Below are 16,975 nucleotides of genomic sequence, written 5' to 3' on the forward strand. Positions count from 1 at the left end.
AACGCTAGAGATCCCGCAACACGCCGGCCATTCTCACACCGACGGCATATGGCACCCAGGTGTCACCGGCGCCGGAAATGTGACATGGATCATGAGGCCCTACAGGTGTGCAGGATGAGGGTGGCGGTGGCGCCGAGGATCAGGAACGGACCGAACGGGAGGTGACTGGACCAGCGGGCCCGGCGGGCCAGCAGCAGTCCCAGGCTCACCACCGCGGAGAGCGCGAAGGTGAGCATGAGCCCGGCCACCAGCACCGGCCAGCCGTGCCAGCCGAGCAGCGCGCCGACGCTCAGCGCCAGTTTCGCGTCGCCGAGGCCGAAGCCGCGCCGGCCGAGCAGCAGGGTGGTGGCGGCGAAGGCCAGGCCGAGCCCGACGCCGGCCGCGACCGCCCGCAGCCACGGCCCGGCCCCCGGGCCGGTCAGCGCGGCCACCCCGAGCAGCACTCCGGTGCCCGCCGCGGCCGGCAGGGTGAGCCGGTCCGGCAGCCGGTGCACGGCGAGGTCCACCAGGAGCAACGGGATCGCCCAGCCGAGCCACCAGGCCAGCGCCGCCCGCTCGCCTAGCGTGGCGTCGACCAGCACCAGCACCGCCAGGGCCGCGACCAGGGCCAGCTCGACGCTGGCCGGGGGCGCCCCGACCCGGGCCTGACAGGCCGGGCACCGGCCCGCCGGGCCGAGCGCCGGCCCGAGCGGCGCTCCGCAGCCGTCGCAGCCGGTCCGGGTCGGCGACGACCCCGGGGGTACGGCGTACCGCGCGACGGCGCGGCGGAGGACCGGGGCGAGGGTCAGGGAGCGGACGAGCCTCGACACGGAGGGTGATGTTCCGGTCGGCCCGGTGTGACGGTCGCGTGGCGATCGGGTGTCCGGAGCGTTTGCCGCGGTCGACGCGCCAGCCATCCCCGGCACCGGCGCCACGGTCGCCGCAACGGGGGGACGGATCGGACGAGTCACGTCGACGGATCCCATAACCCCGGGCCCGGGTGCCGGGGCGGCCGCCGGAGCAGGACGATCATCGGCCCGGACCGCCCGATCGGGCGTCGACAGCCGCGCCGGTCCGTCGCGCTCGACGTCACCCACCCCGGCCACCTCCAGTAATCACTCACCGTGTTCGATTGAATTACCTCTGTTGCATCGGCGACCGTCAGCCTATGCTCGCCCCTTGGGTACGACGCAACCCTCGACAAGAGGCGTCGGAGGCAACCCGAAACATCGGTTCCACAATTCGTAAACAATCCGCACAGGTAAATGCGACAGCACGGCAACCGAGGTCCGGACGACACCATCCGGGCGCGCTGCCGCATGCCCGGAGGCCGCCCCGGCGGTGGCCGTCGGGGCGTACCGAGGAGGGCACAGCGTTGCGTACACGGCACCCCCGCCGCTGGACAACCTGCCTGGTCATCGTGGTCGGCGCGGCCGCCGGCTGCGGCGGCACCCCGGAGCCGGCCGCCGCGCCCGAGCGGAAGGCCGGCACGAAACCGGCGGCGTCGACCGAAGCGGAACGGGCCGCGGAAAAGGCCGCGCTCGTCGCCTATTCCGGCTATCTGCACGCATCCCGCGAGGCGAGTCGGGACAGCGACCCCCGCCATCCCGGCCTCACCCGCTTCCTGGCCGATCCGCTGCTCACCCGGGTCCGGGTGGCGATCAGCGAGACCCGCCGGCACGGGGCGGTGCGGACCGGGACGCTGCGGTCCGATCCGGCGGTGACCTCGGTCAACCTGGACACCGTCCCGCAGACCGTGGAGATCCAGGACTGCCTGGACGCCACCGGCTACCGGCTGGTCTACGCCAAGGACAGGCGGGTGGTGCCCGGCTCCGGCGGCAACCGGCACCTGGCCACCGCGACCGCGACCCGGTACCCGGACGGCCGCTGGCTGATCAACGCCGGCGCCGGCCACGAGGACCAGCCGTGCTGACCTGGGGAGGAGGGCGCGTCCCGGCCCGTGCGTCCCGGGCCGGGACGCCCCGCCGGCTGCTCGCCGGCACGCTGCTGGCGCTGCTCGTCGCCGCGGTAGCGCCACCGCCCGCGTACGCCGGCGACCCGGGCGCCGAGTGCCCGCCCGGGCAGAACGACTGCAGCGTCTGGGACGACGACCCGGGCACCCCCGGCGACCCGGGCGGCGGCGGTGACACCGGTGGCAGCACCGGCGGGGGCGGGGCCGCCCCGAAGTGCCAGTGGAACGGCAGGCCGCTCCCCTGCTACAACGAGTTCCTCGGCTGGTTCCACAACGGCGATGGCTGCTACTACAAACTGGAGGAGCCCCAGCCGGCGGACACCCCCGAGGGCAAGCAGTGGTACCTGGTCACCTGCAACGGCGGTGACCTGGGCGACCAGCACGAGGAGCTGCGCGACGCCCCGCCGCCCGGCTACGGCACCCCGCCCGACCCGGAGGAGCTGGCCCGCCGCGCCCTCGCCTCGATCTCGCTGCTCCCGCCCCGCGCGTCGGTCGCGCCCCGACGCAGCCAGGGCCCGGGCCTGGTCGGCCTGCCGGTCTGGATGTGGGCCAGCCCGGGCGCGAACTCCTTCGGCCCGCTGTCCGCCGACGCCTCCGACCGGGGCCTGACCGTCGAAATCACCGCGAGGGTCGACCGGATCGTCTGGACCATGGGCGACGGCAGGCGGATCACCTGCACGGGACCCGGCACCCCGTACGACCCGAAGGGGCCGCGCGCCGGGAAGACCTCGCCGACCTGCGGCTACCACACCGGCTACGCCCGGTCCGGCACCTACCGGGTCAGCGCCACCACGTACTGGACCGTGCGCTGGTCCGGCGGCGGCGAGAGCGGCGTCATCCCGCAGACCCGGACCAGCGGGACCATCCCCATCGAAATCGACGAGCTACAGGTGGTTGCCCGATGAGCCTGGCCACACGCAACGGAAACCCGGTCGACGCGCCGGTCGCCCCGCCGAAGGTGGTCCGGCAGCGCCGGACCCGGCCCGGCCTGCTCGGCCTGGCGGTGCTGCTGATCGCGCTCGGCGGGCTCGGCGCGGCCTTCGCGGTCACCTCCGTCAAGGCGACCGGCAGCTACCTGGCCGTCGCCCGACCCGTCGAGGTGGGCCGCCAGGTCAGCGCCGACGACCTGGTCAGCGTGCAGGTCTCCGGCGGCCAGGGGCTGGCGCCGGTGTCGGCGAAGCGGCTCGACGAGGTGGTCGGCAAGCGGGCCGCGGTGTCGCTCACCCCGGGCACCCTGCTGACGATGGGCCAGCTCACCGACGCGCCGCTGCTCGGCGAGGGGCGACAGCAGATCGCGCTGGGGCTCGAACCGGCCCAGGTGCCCGCCCGCAAGCTGCACCCCGGCGACAAGGTGCTGCTGGTCAGCACCCCCGCCGAGGACGCGGAGAGCCAGGCGCCGGGCACCCGGTTCACCGGCACCGTGATCGACACGGCCACCCCGGAGAACGAGGACGTGGTGGTCTACGTCGCGCTGCCCGTCCGGGACGTACCGGCCGTGGTGGTGCTGGCCGCGCAGGACCGGATCGCCCTCGTGCTGGCCGAGGCGGCCTGAGCATGGCGATCATCGCGCTGGTCTCGGCGAAGGGCTCCCCCGGCGTCACCACCACCGCGCTGGCCTGCGCGCTGAGCTGGCACCGACGGCTGGTGCTCGCCGAGTGCGACCCGGCCGGCGGGACGATCCTCGCCGGCTACCTGGGCGGCGCCCTCGACGGGCCCCGGGGCATCGGTGAGCTGGCCGTCGGCGAGCTGCGCGACGGCAGCCTGGAGTCGACGTTCTGGTCGCAGCTGGTCGACCTGGACGCGCCGAAGCGGGAACGGCTGCTGCTGCCCGGCGTGGTCGACCCGGCCCAGGCGGGCAGCGTCGCCCCGCTGTGGCAGCGGTTCGCCGACTTCTTCGGCGCGCTGGAGCGCGGCCGGCCCCCGTACGACGTGATCGTCGACTGCGGACGGCTCCAGGTCGGCGGTCCACCGTGGCCGGTGCTGCGCGCCGCCGCGGTGGTGCTGCTGGTCACCCGCGCCCAGCTGCCCGACCTGTCGGCCACCCGGTCGACGATCCGGGCCATCGAGCGGGACTTCACCGAGCACCGGGTGCCGCCGGGCACGCTGCGGCTGCTGGTGGTCGGCGACGGCCACGGCAAGGGCGAGATCAGCAAGGTGCTGGGGGTCCCGGTGATCGCGAAGCTGCCGGAGGACCGGCGTACCGCCGAGGTGCTCAGCCTGGGCGGCACCGTGCGCGCCGGACGGCCGCTGATGCGCGCGGCCGGCGGCCTGGAGGTGCCGGTCGGGGCGCTGCTGGACCGCCGCCGGGCCCGGCTGGCCTGGCCGGCGCAGCAGGGGGTGCCGGATGCGGTTTGAGCCGGTCCAGCACGACCCGCGCGGCCAGCAGCCGGGGGCGACCTCGACGGTGCCGCCGCTGCCCCCGCCGAACGGGCACCACCTGCCCGCCGCGCCGCTGGCGCCCACCCCGCCGCCCCGACCCCGGGTGGACTTCGCGGTGGTCCGCGAGTTGCGCCGGGAGTTGAGCGAACGGCTCACCCAGTGGCAGCGCGGCCGGGAGTTCGACGCGAACGCCGAGGAGGTGGAGCGGGCCCGGCTGGCGGTCCTGATCGTCTCCGGCTACGCCGACTCGGTACGCCGGTCCGGCATCCCGTTCACCGCCGACGAGGAGCGGCTCCTGCTCGACCATGTCACCGCCGAGCTGGTCGGCCTGGGCCGGCTCCAGACGCTGCTGGTCGACGACACCATCGAGGAGGTGCACATCCTCGGCTGCGACCAGGTGCGCATCACCCGGCACGGCGGCGGCGTCGACTGGGCCGAGCCGATCGCCGACAGCGACGACGAGCTGGTGGAGATCCTCCAGGCCGCCGCCCGCCGGGCGGGCGCCACCGAGCGGTCGCTCTCCACCTCGAAGCCGACCCTCGACCTGCAACTGCCCGACGGCAGCCGACTCGCCGCGGTGTTCCTGGTCAGCCACCGCCCGTACGCGGTCATCCGCAAGCACAACACGCTGGACGTGAGCCTGGAGGACATCGCCGGCAGCCGGCCCGACCTGGACGAGATGATCGACCCGCTGCTGCGCGACTTCCTCCGCGCCTCGATGCGGGCCGGGCTGAACATCATGGTCGCCGGGCTGGCCGGGGCGGGGAAGACCACGGTCATCCGGGCGCTGATGGACGAGATCCCGCCGGACGAGCCGTACGTGCTGCTGGAGGAGAGCCGGGAGCTGCTGCCGGCCCGCCGCGGGCAGAAGCACCGGGCGGTGATGAGCTTCGAGTCCCGGGAGGGGCACGGCGAGCGCGGGATGGACGGGCGGCCCGCCGGCGAGGTGAGCATCGCCGACCTGATCCCGGTGTCGCTGCGGATGGGCGTGCTGCGGATCATCGTCGGCGAGGTCCGGTCCCGGGAGATCGTGCCGATGCTCCAGGCGATGACCACCAGCCGCGGGTCGATGTGCACCATCCACGCCCGTACCCCGGCCGGGGTGAGCGAGCGGATCATCGAGTTGGCGCTGGCCCACGGCCGGGAGATGACGGTCGACCAGGCCCGCCGGATGGCGGGCAACGCGCTCGACCTGATCGTCTACGTGACCGTCGAGGACGAGACCGCGATCGGCGGGCGCAAGCACCGGTTCGTCTCCCACGTGGAGGAGGTGATCGGGGTCGGCGAGGGCAACCGGATCATCACCACCTCCCTCTTCAGCCCCGGACCGGACGGCCGGGCGGTCCCCCGGCACCTGCCGGAACGCGTCCGCACCCCACTGCTGCGGGTGGGCTACGACGCCCGGCTGCTCACCCGGTTCATCGAGGCCGGCGCGGGCGCCTGGCGGCGTCCCCGACACAGCCACCTCGCCCCGGCGGTGCGCCGATGAGCGTGCGTCGGTGGTGGGCGCCGCGGTTCCGGCCGGAGGCGGCGCCGTGACCGACATCGAGCTGATCGCCGTCGTCTCCGGAGCGGCCTGCGTCGGTGGGCTGATGCTGGCCGTGGTGGCGCTGGTCAGCACCGCGGCGCCCGCCCGCCCCCGCCCGGCCGGCGGGCCCGGCCTGCGCCGGCTCTGGCCCGGTTCCGGGACGAGCCGCCGCGAACAGCGGACCCACCAGGTCATGATCGGCGCAGCGGTGACCGCCGGCGCGCTGGCCTTCCTGCTCACCGGGCTGCCGGTGGTGGGGCTGATCGTGGCGGTCGCGGTGCCCGGCACCCCGTGGCTGTTCTCGGTGGGCCGGGCCGAGGAACGGGCCATCGCCCGGATCGAGGCGGTCGGCGAGTGGACCCGCCGGCTCAAGGACGTCTCGGCCACCGGCCAGGGCCTCCAGGGGGCCATCATCGGCACGATCGCCACCGTCCCCGACGGGATCCAGGAGGAGGTACGGCTGCTCGCCGCCCGCCTCCAGGCCGGCTGGACGGCGCGAACCGCACTGCTCGCCTTCGCCGACGAGATCGGCGACCCGGTCTGCGACCAGGTGGTGGCCGCGCTGATCCTGCACCTGACCGACCGGGGCGAGCGCCTCGGTGACGTGCTCGGCTCGATCGCGTCGGCGGCCGCCGCCGAGGTGGCCACCCGCCGCGAGGTGGAGGCGAAACGCACCCAGCCCCGGTTCGCGGTCCGCTTCCTCACCGGGATGACCCTGGCCGCGCTGGCGTACGGGCTGATGAACACCGAGTACGTAAGGCCGTACGGGACGGTCTTCGGGCAGCTGGTGATGGCGGTGCTCGGAGCGGCCTTCGTCTCGCTGCTGGTCTGGGTGCGGTCGATGAGCCAACCCCCGCCGCCAGCCCGCTTCCTGCCCGCCCCCGACCCGGAGGAGGCGGTCGCATGATCGTCAACTGGCAGCTCGCCGTCGCCGTGCTCGGCGGCGCGGCGGTCGGGCTCGGTCTCTTCCTCGCCGTCCGGGAGGCGCTGCCGGCCGCTCCGGCGCTGGGCCCGGCGCTGCGCCGGCTGCACCAGCCGCCCGGCACGGTCGCCGCGGCGCGTGGCCCGGACTGGCTGGGCGGGTTCTCCCGCTGGCTGCGCCCGCCGCACCGGCAGCTCGCCCTGATCGACCAGACCCCCGAGCAGTACGCCCTGTCGGTGCTGCTCTCCGCCCTGGTGGGGTTGGCCACGCCGACCGTGCTGGCGGCGGTGCTCTTCCTGGCCGGGGCGCCGCTGCCGGTGGCCGTACCGGTGCTGGGCAGCGTCGGCATGGCGCTGGTCTGTGCGCTGCTCGCGCACCGGGCGGTGCTGGGCAGGGCGGACGCCGCCCGGGAGGAGTTCCGCCAGGCGATCTGCACCTACCTGGACCTGGTGGCGTTGCAGCTCTCCGCCGCGCACGGCCCGGTGCAGTCGCTGGAGCGGGCCGCCGCGGTCTGCGACGGCTGGGTCTTCGACCGGATCCGCGAGTCGCTGCGGATCGCCCAGATGCAGATGCACTCGCCCTGGGACGAGCTCCAGGAGCTGGCCGACCGGATCGGCATCGCGGAACTGGGCGACGTGGGCGCGATCATGCGCTCGTCCGGCAGCGAGGGCGCCAAGGTGCACGAGACCCTGCGCAGCCGCGCCGACTCGCTGCGGGACCAGATCCGCACCGACAACCTGTCCCGCGCCGAGGGGGTCACCAGCCGCCTCGACATCCCCGGTTCGCTGCTGGTCTTCGTCCTGCTCGCCTTCGTCCTCTACCCGTTCGTCGCCCGCCTGTGAGAGACCGACCCCGAGAAGGAGCACCCCCATGCACGTCGTCACGTTCCTCTACGTCGCCACGGTGGCGCGCCTGTCCGAGCTGCGCCGGGAGGCCGACCGGGGCGACAGCCCGGTGCCGACCGCGGTGATCATCGCCGGCCTGGTCGTCGCGGGGATCGCGGTCACCGCCCTGGTCAAAACGAAGGCCACCACCTGGATGAACAACATCCCGAACCAGTGATCCGGACTCCTCCAGGCGTCGCGTCCCGGGACCGGGCGGCCCCGGGGGCCGTCCACCGCCGGCTCACCGACGCGGGTACGGACCGGGGCGCCAACCCGGTCGAGCTGGCCGTGGTCATGCCGGCGGTGCTGGTGCTGCTCTTCGCCTCCGTCCAGGTCGCTGTCTGGTTCGTCGCCCGGTCGACCGCGCTGAACGCGGCGCAGAGCGGCGTGAACGCGCAGCGGGTGCTCCAGGCGCCGGCCGGCGCCGGCGAGGCCCGGGCCACCCGGTTCCTGCGGGCCGCCGGCGACTGGCTGGTCGACGGAAACCCGAGGTGCGTGGCCAGCGCCACGGAGGTGACCTGCACGGTCACCGGCCGGTCCCTGTCGGTCATCCCGGGCGTCCGTTTCGGGGTACGGCAGACCGCCCACGGCACGGTCGAGCGGTGGACCACGCCGTGAGCGCCGCGGCGGACCGCCGTACCCGGGGGTCGGTTTCGGTGGAGGTGGCCGTCCTGGCCCCGGCGTTCATCACGCTGGTGGTGCTGGCCGGGGTGGCCGGCCGGGTCGCGGTGGCCGACGAGGCGGTCGAGGCGGCGGCGCACGACGCCGCCCGGGCCGCGTCGATCTCCCGGGACGCCCCGACCGCGAAGCGCGCGGCGGAGGACGCGGCCCGCCGGCAGCTCGACTGGCGGGGCCTGAACTGCGCCGGCGCTCCCCAGGTCTCCGTCTGGGGGTCGACCGGCGGAGACGGACGCGTGTCGTTGACGACCGCGTACGGGCGACCGCTGCTGGGTGAGCCGGTCAGTATCTGGGTCCGGGTGAGCTGCGCCGTGTCCCTCGACGACATCCGGTTCCCGGGACTGTCGGGATGGTCGGGGACGAAGCGCGTCGAGGCGACGTTCGCCTCCCCGCTGGACAGCTACCGGAGCCGGGGATGAGCGCCCGCCGGGTACGCGACGAGGGCCGGATCAGCCTCTTCCTGGCCGTCGCCATGCTCGGCGTGCTGGCGATCATCGGCGTCGCGTACGACGGCGCGGGCCAGCTGCGCACCCTGCAACGGGCCGACGACCTCGCCGCCGAGGCGGCCCGCGGCGGCGGCCAGATGATCGACCGGGCCCGGGCGATCGAGGGCCGCCCCAAGGTGATCGACGAGCGGGCCGCCCGCACCGCCGTCGCCCACTACCTGCACCACAACCCCGACGTCACCGGCTACCGGGTCACGTTTCCCGTGGTGGCCGGCGAGAAGCAGATCCAGGTGCGGCTGACCGTCGTCTACCGCCGGCACATGCTCGGCCTCATCGGCATGGACCGCACCGTCACCGTCTCGGGTGAGGCCACCGCACGGGCGCTCACCGACCCACCGTAGGAAGGGAAGGGCGCCATGACCGCACCGCGGGGTTCCGCCGCCCGGCGGGCCGGGCAGCTGCTCACCGGCTTCGGCTCGCTGGTCGTACTGGTCGCGCTGCTGGCGGGGGCGCCGGTGGCGCTGCTCGCCTTCGCCGGCAATCCGCTGCCGGACCACCTGCCCACCTTCGCCGAGGTGGGTACCGCACTGACCAGCCGGGACGACGGTCAGCTCTTCCTGCGGGCGCTGGCGGTGGTCGGCTGGTTCGGCTGGGCGACGTTCGCCTTCTCCGTACTGGTGGAGCTGGGCGCCCAGGCGGCGCGGCGGCCGGCGCCCCGGCTGCCCGGGATGAGCCGGCAGCAGCGGGCGGCGGCGGCGCTGGTCGGCTCGGTCGCGCTGATCATCGCGGCCAGCCCGGCGGCCAGTGCGGCGAGCGCGCTGTCCCACCCGACCACGGCGGGCCCTACCACGACGGGCGCCGCCGTCCACGCCGCCGGACCCGCTCTCGCTGCCGGGCAGGCGCCGGCCCAGCCGGCGGGCGCGAAGCCGGTCTACCAGGTCGCCAGGGGCGACTACCTCGGCGAGGTGGCCGAGCGGTACCTGGACGACTTCGACCGCTACCGGGAGGTGGCCGCGCTGAACCGGCTGCGCGACGCCGACCGGATCCACCCCGGTCAGCTGATCAGGCTGCCGGCGGAGGCGGAGGACAGCGGAGCCCACCGGCACGCCACCGGGAAGCTGGTGCCCGCCCCGCGCAAGCCGTCCCCGGGCCCGGTGGCCCCCGGGTCGACGTCCCCCGGGGAGAAGGTCGGGCCGGGCGCGCCGACGGTCAGGCCGCAGACCCCGGGTGGGCAGACGGGACCGCAGACGCCCGGGTCGACGGCGGGAGCCCGGACGCCGGGTGGGGCGACGGCGCTGCAGACGCCCGGCGGGAAGGCCGCACCGCGGACACCGGCCGGGCAGCCGGCGCCGGGGACCGGGCAGCCGCCGGCGGAGCGGCCGGTCGGGGTGCCGCCAGCGATGGCCGCCGGGGCCTCCCAGGCCACCGAGGACGACCGGATCAACCGGCCGCTGGCCGTCTCCGCGGTGCTCGCGGTGGCGAGCATCGTCGGGGCGCAGATCGGTGCGCTGCTGGGGCTGCGTCGCCGCCCGGCCCGGGCCACCGCCGGCCGGGCGTCGGGCGGACGCGCCTCCGCCGCGCGGGCCGCCGCCAGCCGGGCGTCCGCCGCGCAGGCCCTGGTCAGCGGGCGCCACCGCCGCGACTGACCAAAGGGGTACGCGCGGACGCTACAGAGCTGATGACATCAACGAATCAGCCCGAGCCGTCATGATCGTGCCGCCCGCCGATCGACCCGGCGGGCGGGCCCCCGGGTCAGGGCAGCTTGGTCTGGAGGATGCCGTCGACCACCCGGGTCGGCAGGAGCTGCTGGTCGGTGGCGGCCGGCCCGTGCACGACCTCGCCGCCGTTGAGCCGGAACGCAGAACCGTGCCAGGGGCAGACCACGCAGGCGTGCCCGTTGATCTCCTGGACCTCGCCCTCGCCGAGCGGGCCGCTCTGGTGCGGGCAGCGCTCCAGCATCACGGTGACCTCGTCGCCGTGCCGGTAGAGGATCACCGACACGTCGTCCACCTCTCGGGTGACCAGCTTCCGCTCGGGCAGCGCGGCCAGGTCCGCCACGGAGTGCCAGTCGTCGCCCATCCGGTGCAGCTCGGAGATGCTCTGGCTGACCTGCGCGGCCTGCTTGTACGCCAGGTGCCCGCCGATGTACGCCCCGACGCTCGCCGCGCTCAGCCCGAGGTACGCCAGCGCCCGCCCCATGCCGTGCCGGCCGCGCATCCGGGCGGCGAGCGAGCCGGCGTAGAGCGCCACCCCGATGGCGTTGGAGGCGGCGTGCACCAGCCCGACCCGGCGCTGGTCCCGGGCCAGCCCTGCCCAGTCGTTCAGGCCGGCGACGGCCGCCGGTACGGCGCTCGCGGTGCCGAGCGCGACCAGCGTGGTCGCGGCGCGCCGCTGCCCGGGGAGGAGGTCGACGACGGCGGCGCTGATCCAGGCACCCACCGGCACCTGCACCATCGCCGGGTGCAGCGGATGGCCCAGCCAGACTCCGTGTAGCAGGTCCCGGACTCGCTGCCCGCGCAGGGTCGACTGGACGGCCCGCTGGAGCCGGTCACCGACCGGGTCCAGCGCCGCGTTCTGCTCGATCTTGTTCATCAGCGCTCGCACGTTCCCCGACTTCCCGGCAGGTGCGGTCGCAAACCGGGCGGCGGGGACGAATTCCGCCGCCCGGTCGACGTCAGCGCCAGTCGTCGACCTCCGGGTGGAGGATGGCGCTGCGGAAGAGCCCGTCCAGGTTCCCGCCGAGCTTGCGCAGGGTGGCCTTGTCGTGCGCGGTCATCTCCATGTAGATGGTGCGCTGGACTTCGTAGACCTGGAGGCTGGCGCCACCGTCGAGGGACGAGCGCCGGCGGGCGGGGTAGCCGTCGATCCGGGAGTCGGGTGCGGCGACCACCCCGTCGCCGGTCGGGAACGTGAGGGGCAGCAACAACACGACCAGCGGCCAGTCCCCGTACTTCGTCCGCTTGCCGGCGCCGTAGGACAGCTCGACCTCCCAGCCGCCGTGCGCCCTCCTGGTCACCAGGTACGCCATCGGCTTCAGGCCAGCCGGGGGCGTGTCGAAGTGCACCGGCAGCCGGATCGGCCGGTCCACGGCATAGCGGACGTCGAGGGCGATCCGCCGGGCGACGGCGCGCGGGTCACCGGCGCTCTTGGGGGTGTATCGCACGATCACCTCGGCCCAGGCGCCCGGGGCGTACTCCCAGCGCAGCGCGGCGGACCGCGCGTCGAGGACCGCGTTGGCGTTCCAGCGCGCGGTCCGGCCGTTGACCGACTCGGCCGGCGTCAGGCCAGCGGAGCCCGCCTGGCCGGCGGCCACGGCGAAGTCCCGGTCGGTGCCGAGCGTCATGTCCTTGCCGGCCGGAACGATCCGCAGTTCGGCCGCGGGCGCGTCCTTGAGGGGCCGGGGTGACGTCTGCGGCGCCGAGGCGGTCAGTGCGAGCTGGTCGGTCCCGGTCCTGACGATCCGGTCGGTCATGACGGGGGGCACCCAGCCGAACTCCGCGTACTGCCGGGTGGGGTCGAAGGCGGCCGGGGCGGTCGCCGGCATCGGCGCGGTGGTCACGGTCGGGGACGGCGTGATCGCGGGGGTGACCGGCGGTGGCCGGTCCGGCCGACCGAGCAGCGCCGGGGCGGCGGCCAGGACCGCGACCACTGTAAGCCCGGCCGTCGCCGTCGCGGCGACCCGGCGCCGCCGCACCGTCCGGCGGCCGTCGCGTACGGCCCGGTGCAGGTCCACGGCGGACGGCGGGAGTGGGACGTCCCGCAGCGGCGTGAGCAGCTTCTCCTCCATCACTTCCCCTCTCCGGTGCTCGCGTAGGCGCCCACGCCGAGCAGGCGGCGCAGGTGGGCCAGCCCATGGGAGGTCTGGCTCTTGACGGTGCCGGCGGTGCAGCCGAGGGTCGCGGCGACCTCGTCCACCGGCCGGTCGTGCAGGAAGCGCAGCACCAGCACGGCCCGTTGCCGGGGCGGCACCTGGGCCAGCGCGCCGCGCAGCAGTTCCCGGTCCTCGACGGCGTCGCCCGGCGGAGCGGGCGCCCGTTCGGGTGGCGTGTCGACCAGGCGTACCCGGGACCAGAGGCGGCGCTTCTCGTCGAGGAAGACCCGGACCAGCACGGTCCGGACGTACGCGTCGAGGTTGTCGGCCTCGCGGGCCCGGCGCCAGTTCACGTAGATCCGGGTGACCGCGGTCTGGACCAGGTCGTCGCCGCGGTGCGCGTCCCCGGTCAGCTGGCAGCCGATCCGGCGCAGCGCCGGTAGTCGCGCGGTGACGTACTCGACGTACTCCCGTTCCAGGTCCGCCCGCATCCACCCACCCCGTTCGTGTCCGACTCCACACTGCTGACGGGGTCGGCCTCCGTCCAGGTTGTACGCGCCGCGAAGTTTCTCGGCGATTCGACACGCCCACAGCATGTTGTGTGTTGGCTTTTTCCGACCCACTACATCTAGGATCACTTTCACTGCTGGTGCGACCCCGATGGGTCCGCCAGGCGGCGGCGCCGGCCAGGCGTCGCGCCGAACAGGGAACCCGGTGGGAATCCGGGACTGCCCCGCAGCGGTGAGCGGGAACGACCGCCGTCATGAGCACTGGGCCCGACGGGGCCCGGGAAGCGACGGTCAGTAGGCCAGCGCGGAGACGCGTACGCCCGCGAGTCCGAAGACCTGCCAGCAGGGCGCGCCCACCCGGGTGCGCGGATCACCTCGGGGCCTCGTGGGAGGGCCGTCGAGCCGCACGGAGCACCGCCGGCACACCGACCGGTGGCGATCCGGCGTGCCGTCGTGCCCTCCCGCGGTCCACACCGACGACCAGGAGAGCACGTGACGGCGTCATCCACCTTCGCCCCGCCCGCGGTCGAGGCACTGCGAGACCTGCTGCACCGGCACCACCACGACCTGCCCGACACCGACCCGGACCGGATCCTGGCCCTGGTCGAGTCGGGGCGTACCGCCCGGGCCGACGCCGCGGAGCTGGCCGAACTGGCCGTCGCGGCGGCGGCCGGCCTGACCGCCGAGGAGCCGGCGTACGCCCGACTCGCCGCGCGCCTGCTCGCCGGGCGGATCGCGCACGAGACGGCAGCCCAGGGCATCACCACGTTCAGCGACAGCGTCGCGGCCGCGTACGCCGAGGGGTTGCTGGACCCCGGCTTCGCCGGCTTCGTCGCGACGCACGCCACCCCCCTCGACGCCCTGGTCGACCATGCCCACGACGACGCGTTCGAGTACTTCGGACTGCGCACGCTCCAGGACCGCTACCTGCTGCGCCACCCCGGGACCCGGGCGGTGCTGGAACGGCCGCAGCACTTCTGGCTGCGGGTGGCCGCCGGCCTGTCGGACACGGTGGAGGAGGCCGGCGAGCTGTACCGGGCGATGGCCCGGCTGACCTACCTGCCCAGCTCACCGACGCTGTTCAACGCCGGCGCCCGGCACCAGCAGCTCTCCTCCTGCTTCCTGGTCGACTCGCCCCGCGACGAGCTGGACTCGATCTACGAGCGCTTCACGCAGGTGGCGAAGCTGTCCAAGTTCGCCGGCGGGATCGGCATCTCGTGGTCCCGGGTGCGCTCGCGGGGGTCGCTGATCCGGGGCACCAACGGCCGGTCGAACGGCATCGTGCCGTGGCTGCGCACGCTGGACGCCAGCGTGGCCGCGGTCAACCAGGGCGGCCGGCGCAAGGGCGCGGCCTGCGTCTACCTGGACACCTGGCACGCCGACATCGAAGAGTTCCTGGAGCTGAAGGACAACACCGGGGACGAGGCCCGGCGCACCCACAACCTCAACCTGGCCAACTGGGTGCCGGACGAGTTCATGCGCCGGGTCGAGGCGGACGCCGACTGGTCGCTCTTCGACCCGCAGGAGGTACCGGAGCTGGTCGACCTCTGGGGCGACGAGTTCGACGCCGCCTACCGGGCGGCCGAGGTGGCGGGCCGGGCCGCGCGGACCCTGCCGGCCCGCACGTTGTACGGCCGGATGATGCGTACCCTGGCGCAGACCGGCAACGGCTGGATGACGTTCAAGGACGCGGCGAACCGGACCTGCAACCAGGTCGGCAACGGTGGCGGGGTGGTGCACCACTCCAACCTGTGCACCGAGATCCTCGAGGTGACCAGCGACGACGAGACGGCCGTCTGCACCCTGGGCTCGGTCAACCTGGCCGCGCACCTGACGGCCGACGGGGTCGATTTCGCGGCGCTCGCGCGGACCGTCCGGCTGGCCGTCGGTGCGCTGGACCGGGCGGTCGACCGGAACTGGTTCCCCACCGGGCAGGCGGCGACCGCGCACCGGCGCTGGCGTCCGCTCGGGCTCGGGGTGATGGGGCTGGCCGACGTCTTCGCCGCGCTGCGGCTGCCGTTCGACTCGGCGGAGGCGCTGGCGCTCTCCACCCGGATCGCCGAGGAGGTCGCCCTCGCCGCGTACGACGCCTCGGCCGACCTGGCGGCGGCGCGCGGGACGCACCCGGCGTACCCGCTGACCCGGGCGGCCGGCGGGGTGCTGCACCCGGACCACTGGCCGGACGCCCGACCGGCGCGGCCGGAGGCGTGGACGGCGCTGCGGGAGAAGGTCGCCCGGCACGGGCTGCGCAACTCGCTGCTGGTGGCGATCGCGCCGACCGCCACCATCGCCTCGATCGCCGGCTGCGCCGAGTGCGTCGAGCCGCTGGTCTCCAACGTCTTCAAGCGGGAGACCCTCTCCGGGGAGTTCCTCCAGGTCAACCGGTACCTGGTCGCGGACCTGAAGCGGCTGGGCCGGTGGACCCCGGCCACCCGGGACGCGATCAAGCGGGCGGACGGCTCGGTGCAGGGGCTGGACCTGCCGGCGGAACTGAGGGCGCTGCACCGCACCGCCTGGGAGCTGCCGCAGAAGGCGCTGGTCGACCTGGCCGCGGCCCGGGCGCCGTACGTGGACCAGTCGCAGTCGCTGAACCTGTTCCAGGCCAGCCCGACGATCGGCCGGCTCTCCTCGATGTACGCGTACGCCTGGCGGGCCGGGCTGAAGACGACCTACTACCTGCGGTCCCGCCCGGCGACCCGGATCGCCCAGACCACCGTCGCCGCCCCGGCGCCGGCGCAGCCGAAGCCGGTCGTGCCGGCGCAGTCGAAGCCCCTCGCGCCGGCACTGCTCACCCTGTCCGTCAGCGAGAGCGACGCGGTCGCCTGCTCGCTGGAGAACCCCGAGATCTGCGAGGCCTGCCAGTGACGATGCTGCTCGACCCCGGAATGGACCTGACCCTGCGCCCGATGCGCTACCCGGACTTCTACGAGCGGTTCCGGGCGGCCATCCGCAACACCTGGACGGTGGAGGAGGTGGACCTGGCTTCCGACGTATCCGACCTGGCGAAACTGTCGGACGGCGAGCGACACCTGGTCCACCGCCTGGTGGCGTTCTTCGCCACCGGCGACTCGATCGTGGCGAACAACCTGGTGCTCAACCTCTACCAGCACGTCAACGCGCCCGAGGGCCGCCTCTACCTGTCCCGCCAGCTCTACGAGGAGGCGGTGCACGTCCAGTTCTACCTGACCCTGCTGGACACCTACCTGCCCGACCACGCCGAGCGGGCGAAGGCGTTCGCGGCGGTCGAGCACATTCCGTCGATCCGCGACAAGGCAGCGTTCTGCTTCCGCTGGATCGACTCGGTCGGCTCGCTGCAGCGGTTGGAGAGCCGGGCGGACCGGCGGGCGTTCCTGCTCAACCTGATCTGCTTCGCGGCCTGCGTGGAGGGGCTGTTCTTCTACGGCGCCTTCGCCTACGTGTACTGGCTGCGCTCGCGCGGTCTGCTATCCGGGCTGGCCACCGGCACCAACTGGGTGTTCCGGGACGAGTCGATGCACATGGAGTTCGCCTTCTCGGTGGTGGACACCGTCCGCGCCGAGGAACCGTCCCTCTTCGACGCTGAGATGGCCGACGAGGTGCGGACCATGCTGGACGAGGCGGTGGCGGCCGAGCTGGCGTTCGCCCGGGACCTCTGCGGGGACGGCATGCCGGGGATGAACACCGCCGACATGCGCCGCTACCTGGAGTACGTCGCGGACGCCCGGCTCGTCCGGCTCGGCCTGCCGCCGGCGTACGGGTCGACGAACCCGTTCCCGTTCATGGAGCTGCAGGACGTGCAGGAGCTGACCAACTTCTTCGAGCGGCGGGTGTCCGCGTACCAGGTCGCGGTCGGCGGGGAGGTCAGCCTGGACGACGACTTCTGAGTAG

18 protein-coding genes and 1 riboswitch are annotated in these 16,975 nt (G+C 74.4%); of the genes, 14 read left to right on the forward strand and 4 right to left on the reverse strand.

Annotated elements, in window-relative coordinates; translation table 11 throughout:
- Positions 1-89 precede the first annotated feature (89 nt).
- Positions 90-896, reverse strand: coding sequence for a prepilin peptidase (locus tag ACLQ2U_RS01875; protein WP_425748732.1), 807 nt, complete (start codon positions 894-896; stop codon positions 90-92).
- A 458-nt stretch (positions 897-1,354) separates the two neighbouring features.
- Here ACLQ2U_RS01875 and ACLQ2U_RS01880 point away from each other — a divergent pair, with 458 nt between their 5' ends.
- From ACLQ2U_RS01880 to ACLQ2U_RS01935, 12 genes are all read left to right on the forward strand, one after another.
- Entirely contained in the window at positions 1,355-1,912 is a 558-nt protein-coding gene (locus tag ACLQ2U_RS01880) for a hypothetical protein (RefSeq protein ID WP_425748733.1), read from the forward strand.
- Positions 1,906-2,856, forward strand: a complete 951-nt coding sequence (locus tag ACLQ2U_RS01885; RefSeq protein ID WP_425748734.1) for a hypothetical protein — start codon at positions 1,906-1,908, stop codon at positions 2,854-2,856. Before ACLQ2U_RS01880 ends, ACLQ2U_RS01885 begins: the two co-directional genes overlap by 7 nt.
- A complete protein-coding gene (locus ACLQ2U_RS01890; RefSeq protein WP_425748735.1) occupies positions 2,853-3,503 on the forward strand; it encodes an SAF domain-containing protein in 651 nt (216 codons plus the stop codon). Before ACLQ2U_RS01885 ends, ACLQ2U_RS01890 begins: the two co-directional genes overlap by 4 nt.
- Before the next feature lie 2 nt (positions 3,504-3,505).
- Positions 3,506-4,306, forward strand: coding sequence for a ParA family protein (locus tag ACLQ2U_RS01895; protein ID WP_425748736.1), 801 nt, complete (start codon positions 3,506-3,508; stop codon positions 4,304-4,306).
- Positions 4,296-5,819: a CpaF family protein gene (locus tag ACLQ2U_RS01900; RefSeq protein ID WP_425748737.1), complete on the forward strand. Its 1,524-nt coding sequence runs from the start codon at positions 4,296-4,298 to the stop codon at positions 5,817-5,819. Before ACLQ2U_RS01895 ends, ACLQ2U_RS01900 begins: the two co-directional genes overlap by 11 nt.
- A 103-nt stretch (positions 5,820-5,922) precedes the next feature.
- A complete protein-coding gene (locus ACLQ2U_RS01905) occupies positions 5,923-6,765 on the forward strand; it encodes a type II secretion system F family protein (protein ID WP_425748882.1) in 843 nt (280 codons plus the stop codon).
- On the forward strand, positions 6,765-7,622 hold the full coding sequence (locus ACLQ2U_RS01910) for a type II secretion system F family protein (protein ID WP_425748883.1): 858 nt from the start codon (positions 6,765-6,767) through the stop codon (positions 7,620-7,622). Before ACLQ2U_RS01905 ends, ACLQ2U_RS01910 begins: the two co-directional genes overlap by 1 nt.
- Positions 7,623-7,650: 28 nt before the next feature.
- Positions 7,651-7,842, forward strand: a complete 192-nt coding sequence (locus ACLQ2U_RS01915) for a hypothetical protein (protein WP_425748738.1) — start codon at positions 7,651-7,653, stop codon at positions 7,840-7,842.
- A complete protein-coding gene (locus ACLQ2U_RS01920) occupies positions 7,839-8,282 on the forward strand; it encodes a TadE family protein (RefSeq protein ID WP_425748739.1) in 444 nt (147 codons plus the stop codon). Before ACLQ2U_RS01915 ends, ACLQ2U_RS01920 begins: the two co-directional genes overlap by 4 nt.
- On the forward strand, positions 8,267-8,761 hold the full coding sequence (locus ACLQ2U_RS01925; RefSeq protein WP_425748740.1) for a TadE/TadG family type IV pilus assembly protein: 495 nt from the start codon (positions 8,267-8,269) through the stop codon (positions 8,759-8,761). Before ACLQ2U_RS01920 ends, ACLQ2U_RS01925 begins: the two co-directional genes overlap by 16 nt.
- Positions 8,758-9,189, forward strand: a complete 432-nt coding sequence (locus ACLQ2U_RS01930; protein ID WP_425748741.1) for a hypothetical protein — start codon at positions 8,758-8,760, stop codon at positions 9,187-9,189. The genes ACLQ2U_RS01925 and ACLQ2U_RS01930 overlap by 4 nt, the downstream gene beginning before the upstream one ends.
- Positions 9,190-9,204: 15 nt before the next feature.
- Positions 9,205-10,434 carry a LysM peptidoglycan-binding domain-containing protein gene (locus tag ACLQ2U_RS01935; RefSeq protein WP_425748742.1) on the forward strand — a complete coding sequence of 410 codons (1,230 nt, stop codon included), beginning with the start codon at positions 9,205-9,207 and terminating at the stop codon, positions 10,432-10,434.
- 106 nt (positions 10,435-10,540) lie between these two features.
- Here the strand turns inward: ACLQ2U_RS01935 and ACLQ2U_RS01940 are convergent, their stop codons facing one another.
- From ACLQ2U_RS01940 to ACLQ2U_RS01950, 3 genes are all read right to left on the reverse strand, one after another.
- Positions 10,541-11,380 carry a Rieske 2Fe-2S domain-containing protein gene (locus tag ACLQ2U_RS01940; RefSeq protein ID WP_425748743.1) on the reverse strand — a complete coding sequence of 280 codons (840 nt, stop codon included), beginning with the start codon at positions 11,378-11,380 and terminating at the stop codon, positions 10,541-10,543.
- A gap of 82 nt (positions 11,381-11,462) precedes the next feature.
- On the reverse strand, positions 11,463-12,575 hold the full coding sequence (locus ACLQ2U_RS01945) for a hypothetical protein (RefSeq protein ID WP_425748744.1): 1,113 nt from the start codon (positions 12,573-12,575) through the stop codon (positions 11,463-11,465).
- On the reverse strand, positions 12,575-13,090 hold the full coding sequence (locus ACLQ2U_RS01950) for a SigE family RNA polymerase sigma factor (RefSeq protein WP_425748745.1): 516 nt from the start codon (positions 13,088-13,090) through the stop codon (positions 12,575-12,577). Before ACLQ2U_RS01950 ends, ACLQ2U_RS01945 begins: the two co-directional genes overlap by 1 nt.
- Positions 13,091-13,303: 213 nt before the next feature.
- Positions 13,304-13,446, forward strand: a riboswitch (cobalamin riboswitch).
- 154 nt (positions 13,447-13,600) lie between these two features.
- On the opposite strand from ACLQ2U_RS01950, the gene ACLQ2U_RS01955 reads away from it, so the two are divergent.
- Together ACLQ2U_RS01955 and ACLQ2U_RS01960 are read left to right on the forward strand one after the other, a co-directional pair.
- A complete protein-coding gene (locus tag ACLQ2U_RS01955; protein ID WP_425748746.1) occupies positions 13,601-15,973 on the forward strand; it encodes a ribonucleoside-diphosphate reductase subunit alpha in 2,373 nt (790 codons plus the stop codon).
- A gap of 2 nt (positions 15,974-15,975) precedes the next feature.
- Complete coding sequence (locus tag ACLQ2U_RS01960) at positions 15,976-16,971, forward strand: ribonucleotide-diphosphate reductase subunit beta (protein WP_425748884.1); 996 nt, start codon at positions 15,976-15,978, stop codon at positions 16,969-16,971.
- The last annotated feature ends 4 nt before the right edge of the window (positions 16,972-16,975 follow it).

The organism is Micromonospora sp. DT47 (genome assembly GCF_049844475.1).
Taxonomy (GTDB): domain Bacteria; phylum Actinomycetota; class Actinomycetes; order Mycobacteriales; family Micromonosporaceae; genus Micromonospora.

Excerpts from the sequence above, each read along its gene's own strand:
- ACLQ2U_RS01905 (WP_425748882.1), top strand. The coding sequence starts at position 5,923 with ATGCTGGCCGTGGTGGCGCTGGTCAGCACCGCGGCGCCCGCCCGCCCC.
- ACLQ2U_RS01900 (WP_425748737.1), top strand. The coding sequence starts at position 4,296 with ATGCGGTTTGAGCCGGTCCAGCACGACCCGCGCGGCCAGCAGCCGGGG.
- ACLQ2U_RS01935 (WP_425748742.1), top strand. The coding sequence starts at position 9,205 with ATGACCGCACCGCGGGGTTCCGCCGCCCGGCGGGCCGGGCAGCTGCTC.
- ACLQ2U_RS01915 (WP_425748738.1), top strand. The coding sequence starts at position 7,651 with ATGCACGTCGTCACGTTCCTCTACGTCGCCACGGTGGCGCGCCTGTCC.
- ACLQ2U_RS01895 (WP_425748736.1), top strand. The coding sequence starts at position 3,506 with ATGGCGATCATCGCGCTGGTCTCGGCGAAGGGCTCCCCCGGCGTCACC.
- ACLQ2U_RS01950 (WP_425748745.1), bottom strand. The coding sequence starts at position 13,090 with ATGCGGGCGGACCTGGAACGGGAGTACGTCGAGTACGTCACCGCGCGA.
- ACLQ2U_RS01940 (WP_425748743.1), bottom strand. The coding sequence starts at position 11,380 with ATGAACAAGATCGAGCAGAACGCGGCGCTGGACCCGGTCGGTGACCGG.
- ACLQ2U_RS01930 (WP_425748741.1), top strand. The coding sequence starts at position 8,758 with ATGAGCGCCCGCCGGGTACGCGACGAGGGCCGGATCAGCCTCTTCCTG.
- ACLQ2U_RS01890 (WP_425748735.1), top strand. The coding sequence starts at position 2,853 with ATGAGCCTGGCCACACGCAACGGAAACCCGGTCGACGCGCCGGTCGCC.
- ACLQ2U_RS01875 (WP_425748732.1), bottom strand. The coding sequence starts at position 896 with ATGGCTGGCGCGTCGACCGCGGCAAACGCTCCGGACACCCGATCGCCA.
- ACLQ2U_RS01945 (WP_425748744.1), bottom strand. The coding sequence starts at position 12,575 with ATGGAGGAGAAGCTGCTCACGCCGCTGCGGGACGTCCCACTCCCGCCG.
- ACLQ2U_RS01960 (WP_425748884.1), top strand. The coding sequence starts at position 15,976 with ATGCTGCTCGACCCCGGAATGGACCTGACCCTGCGCCCGATGCGCTAC.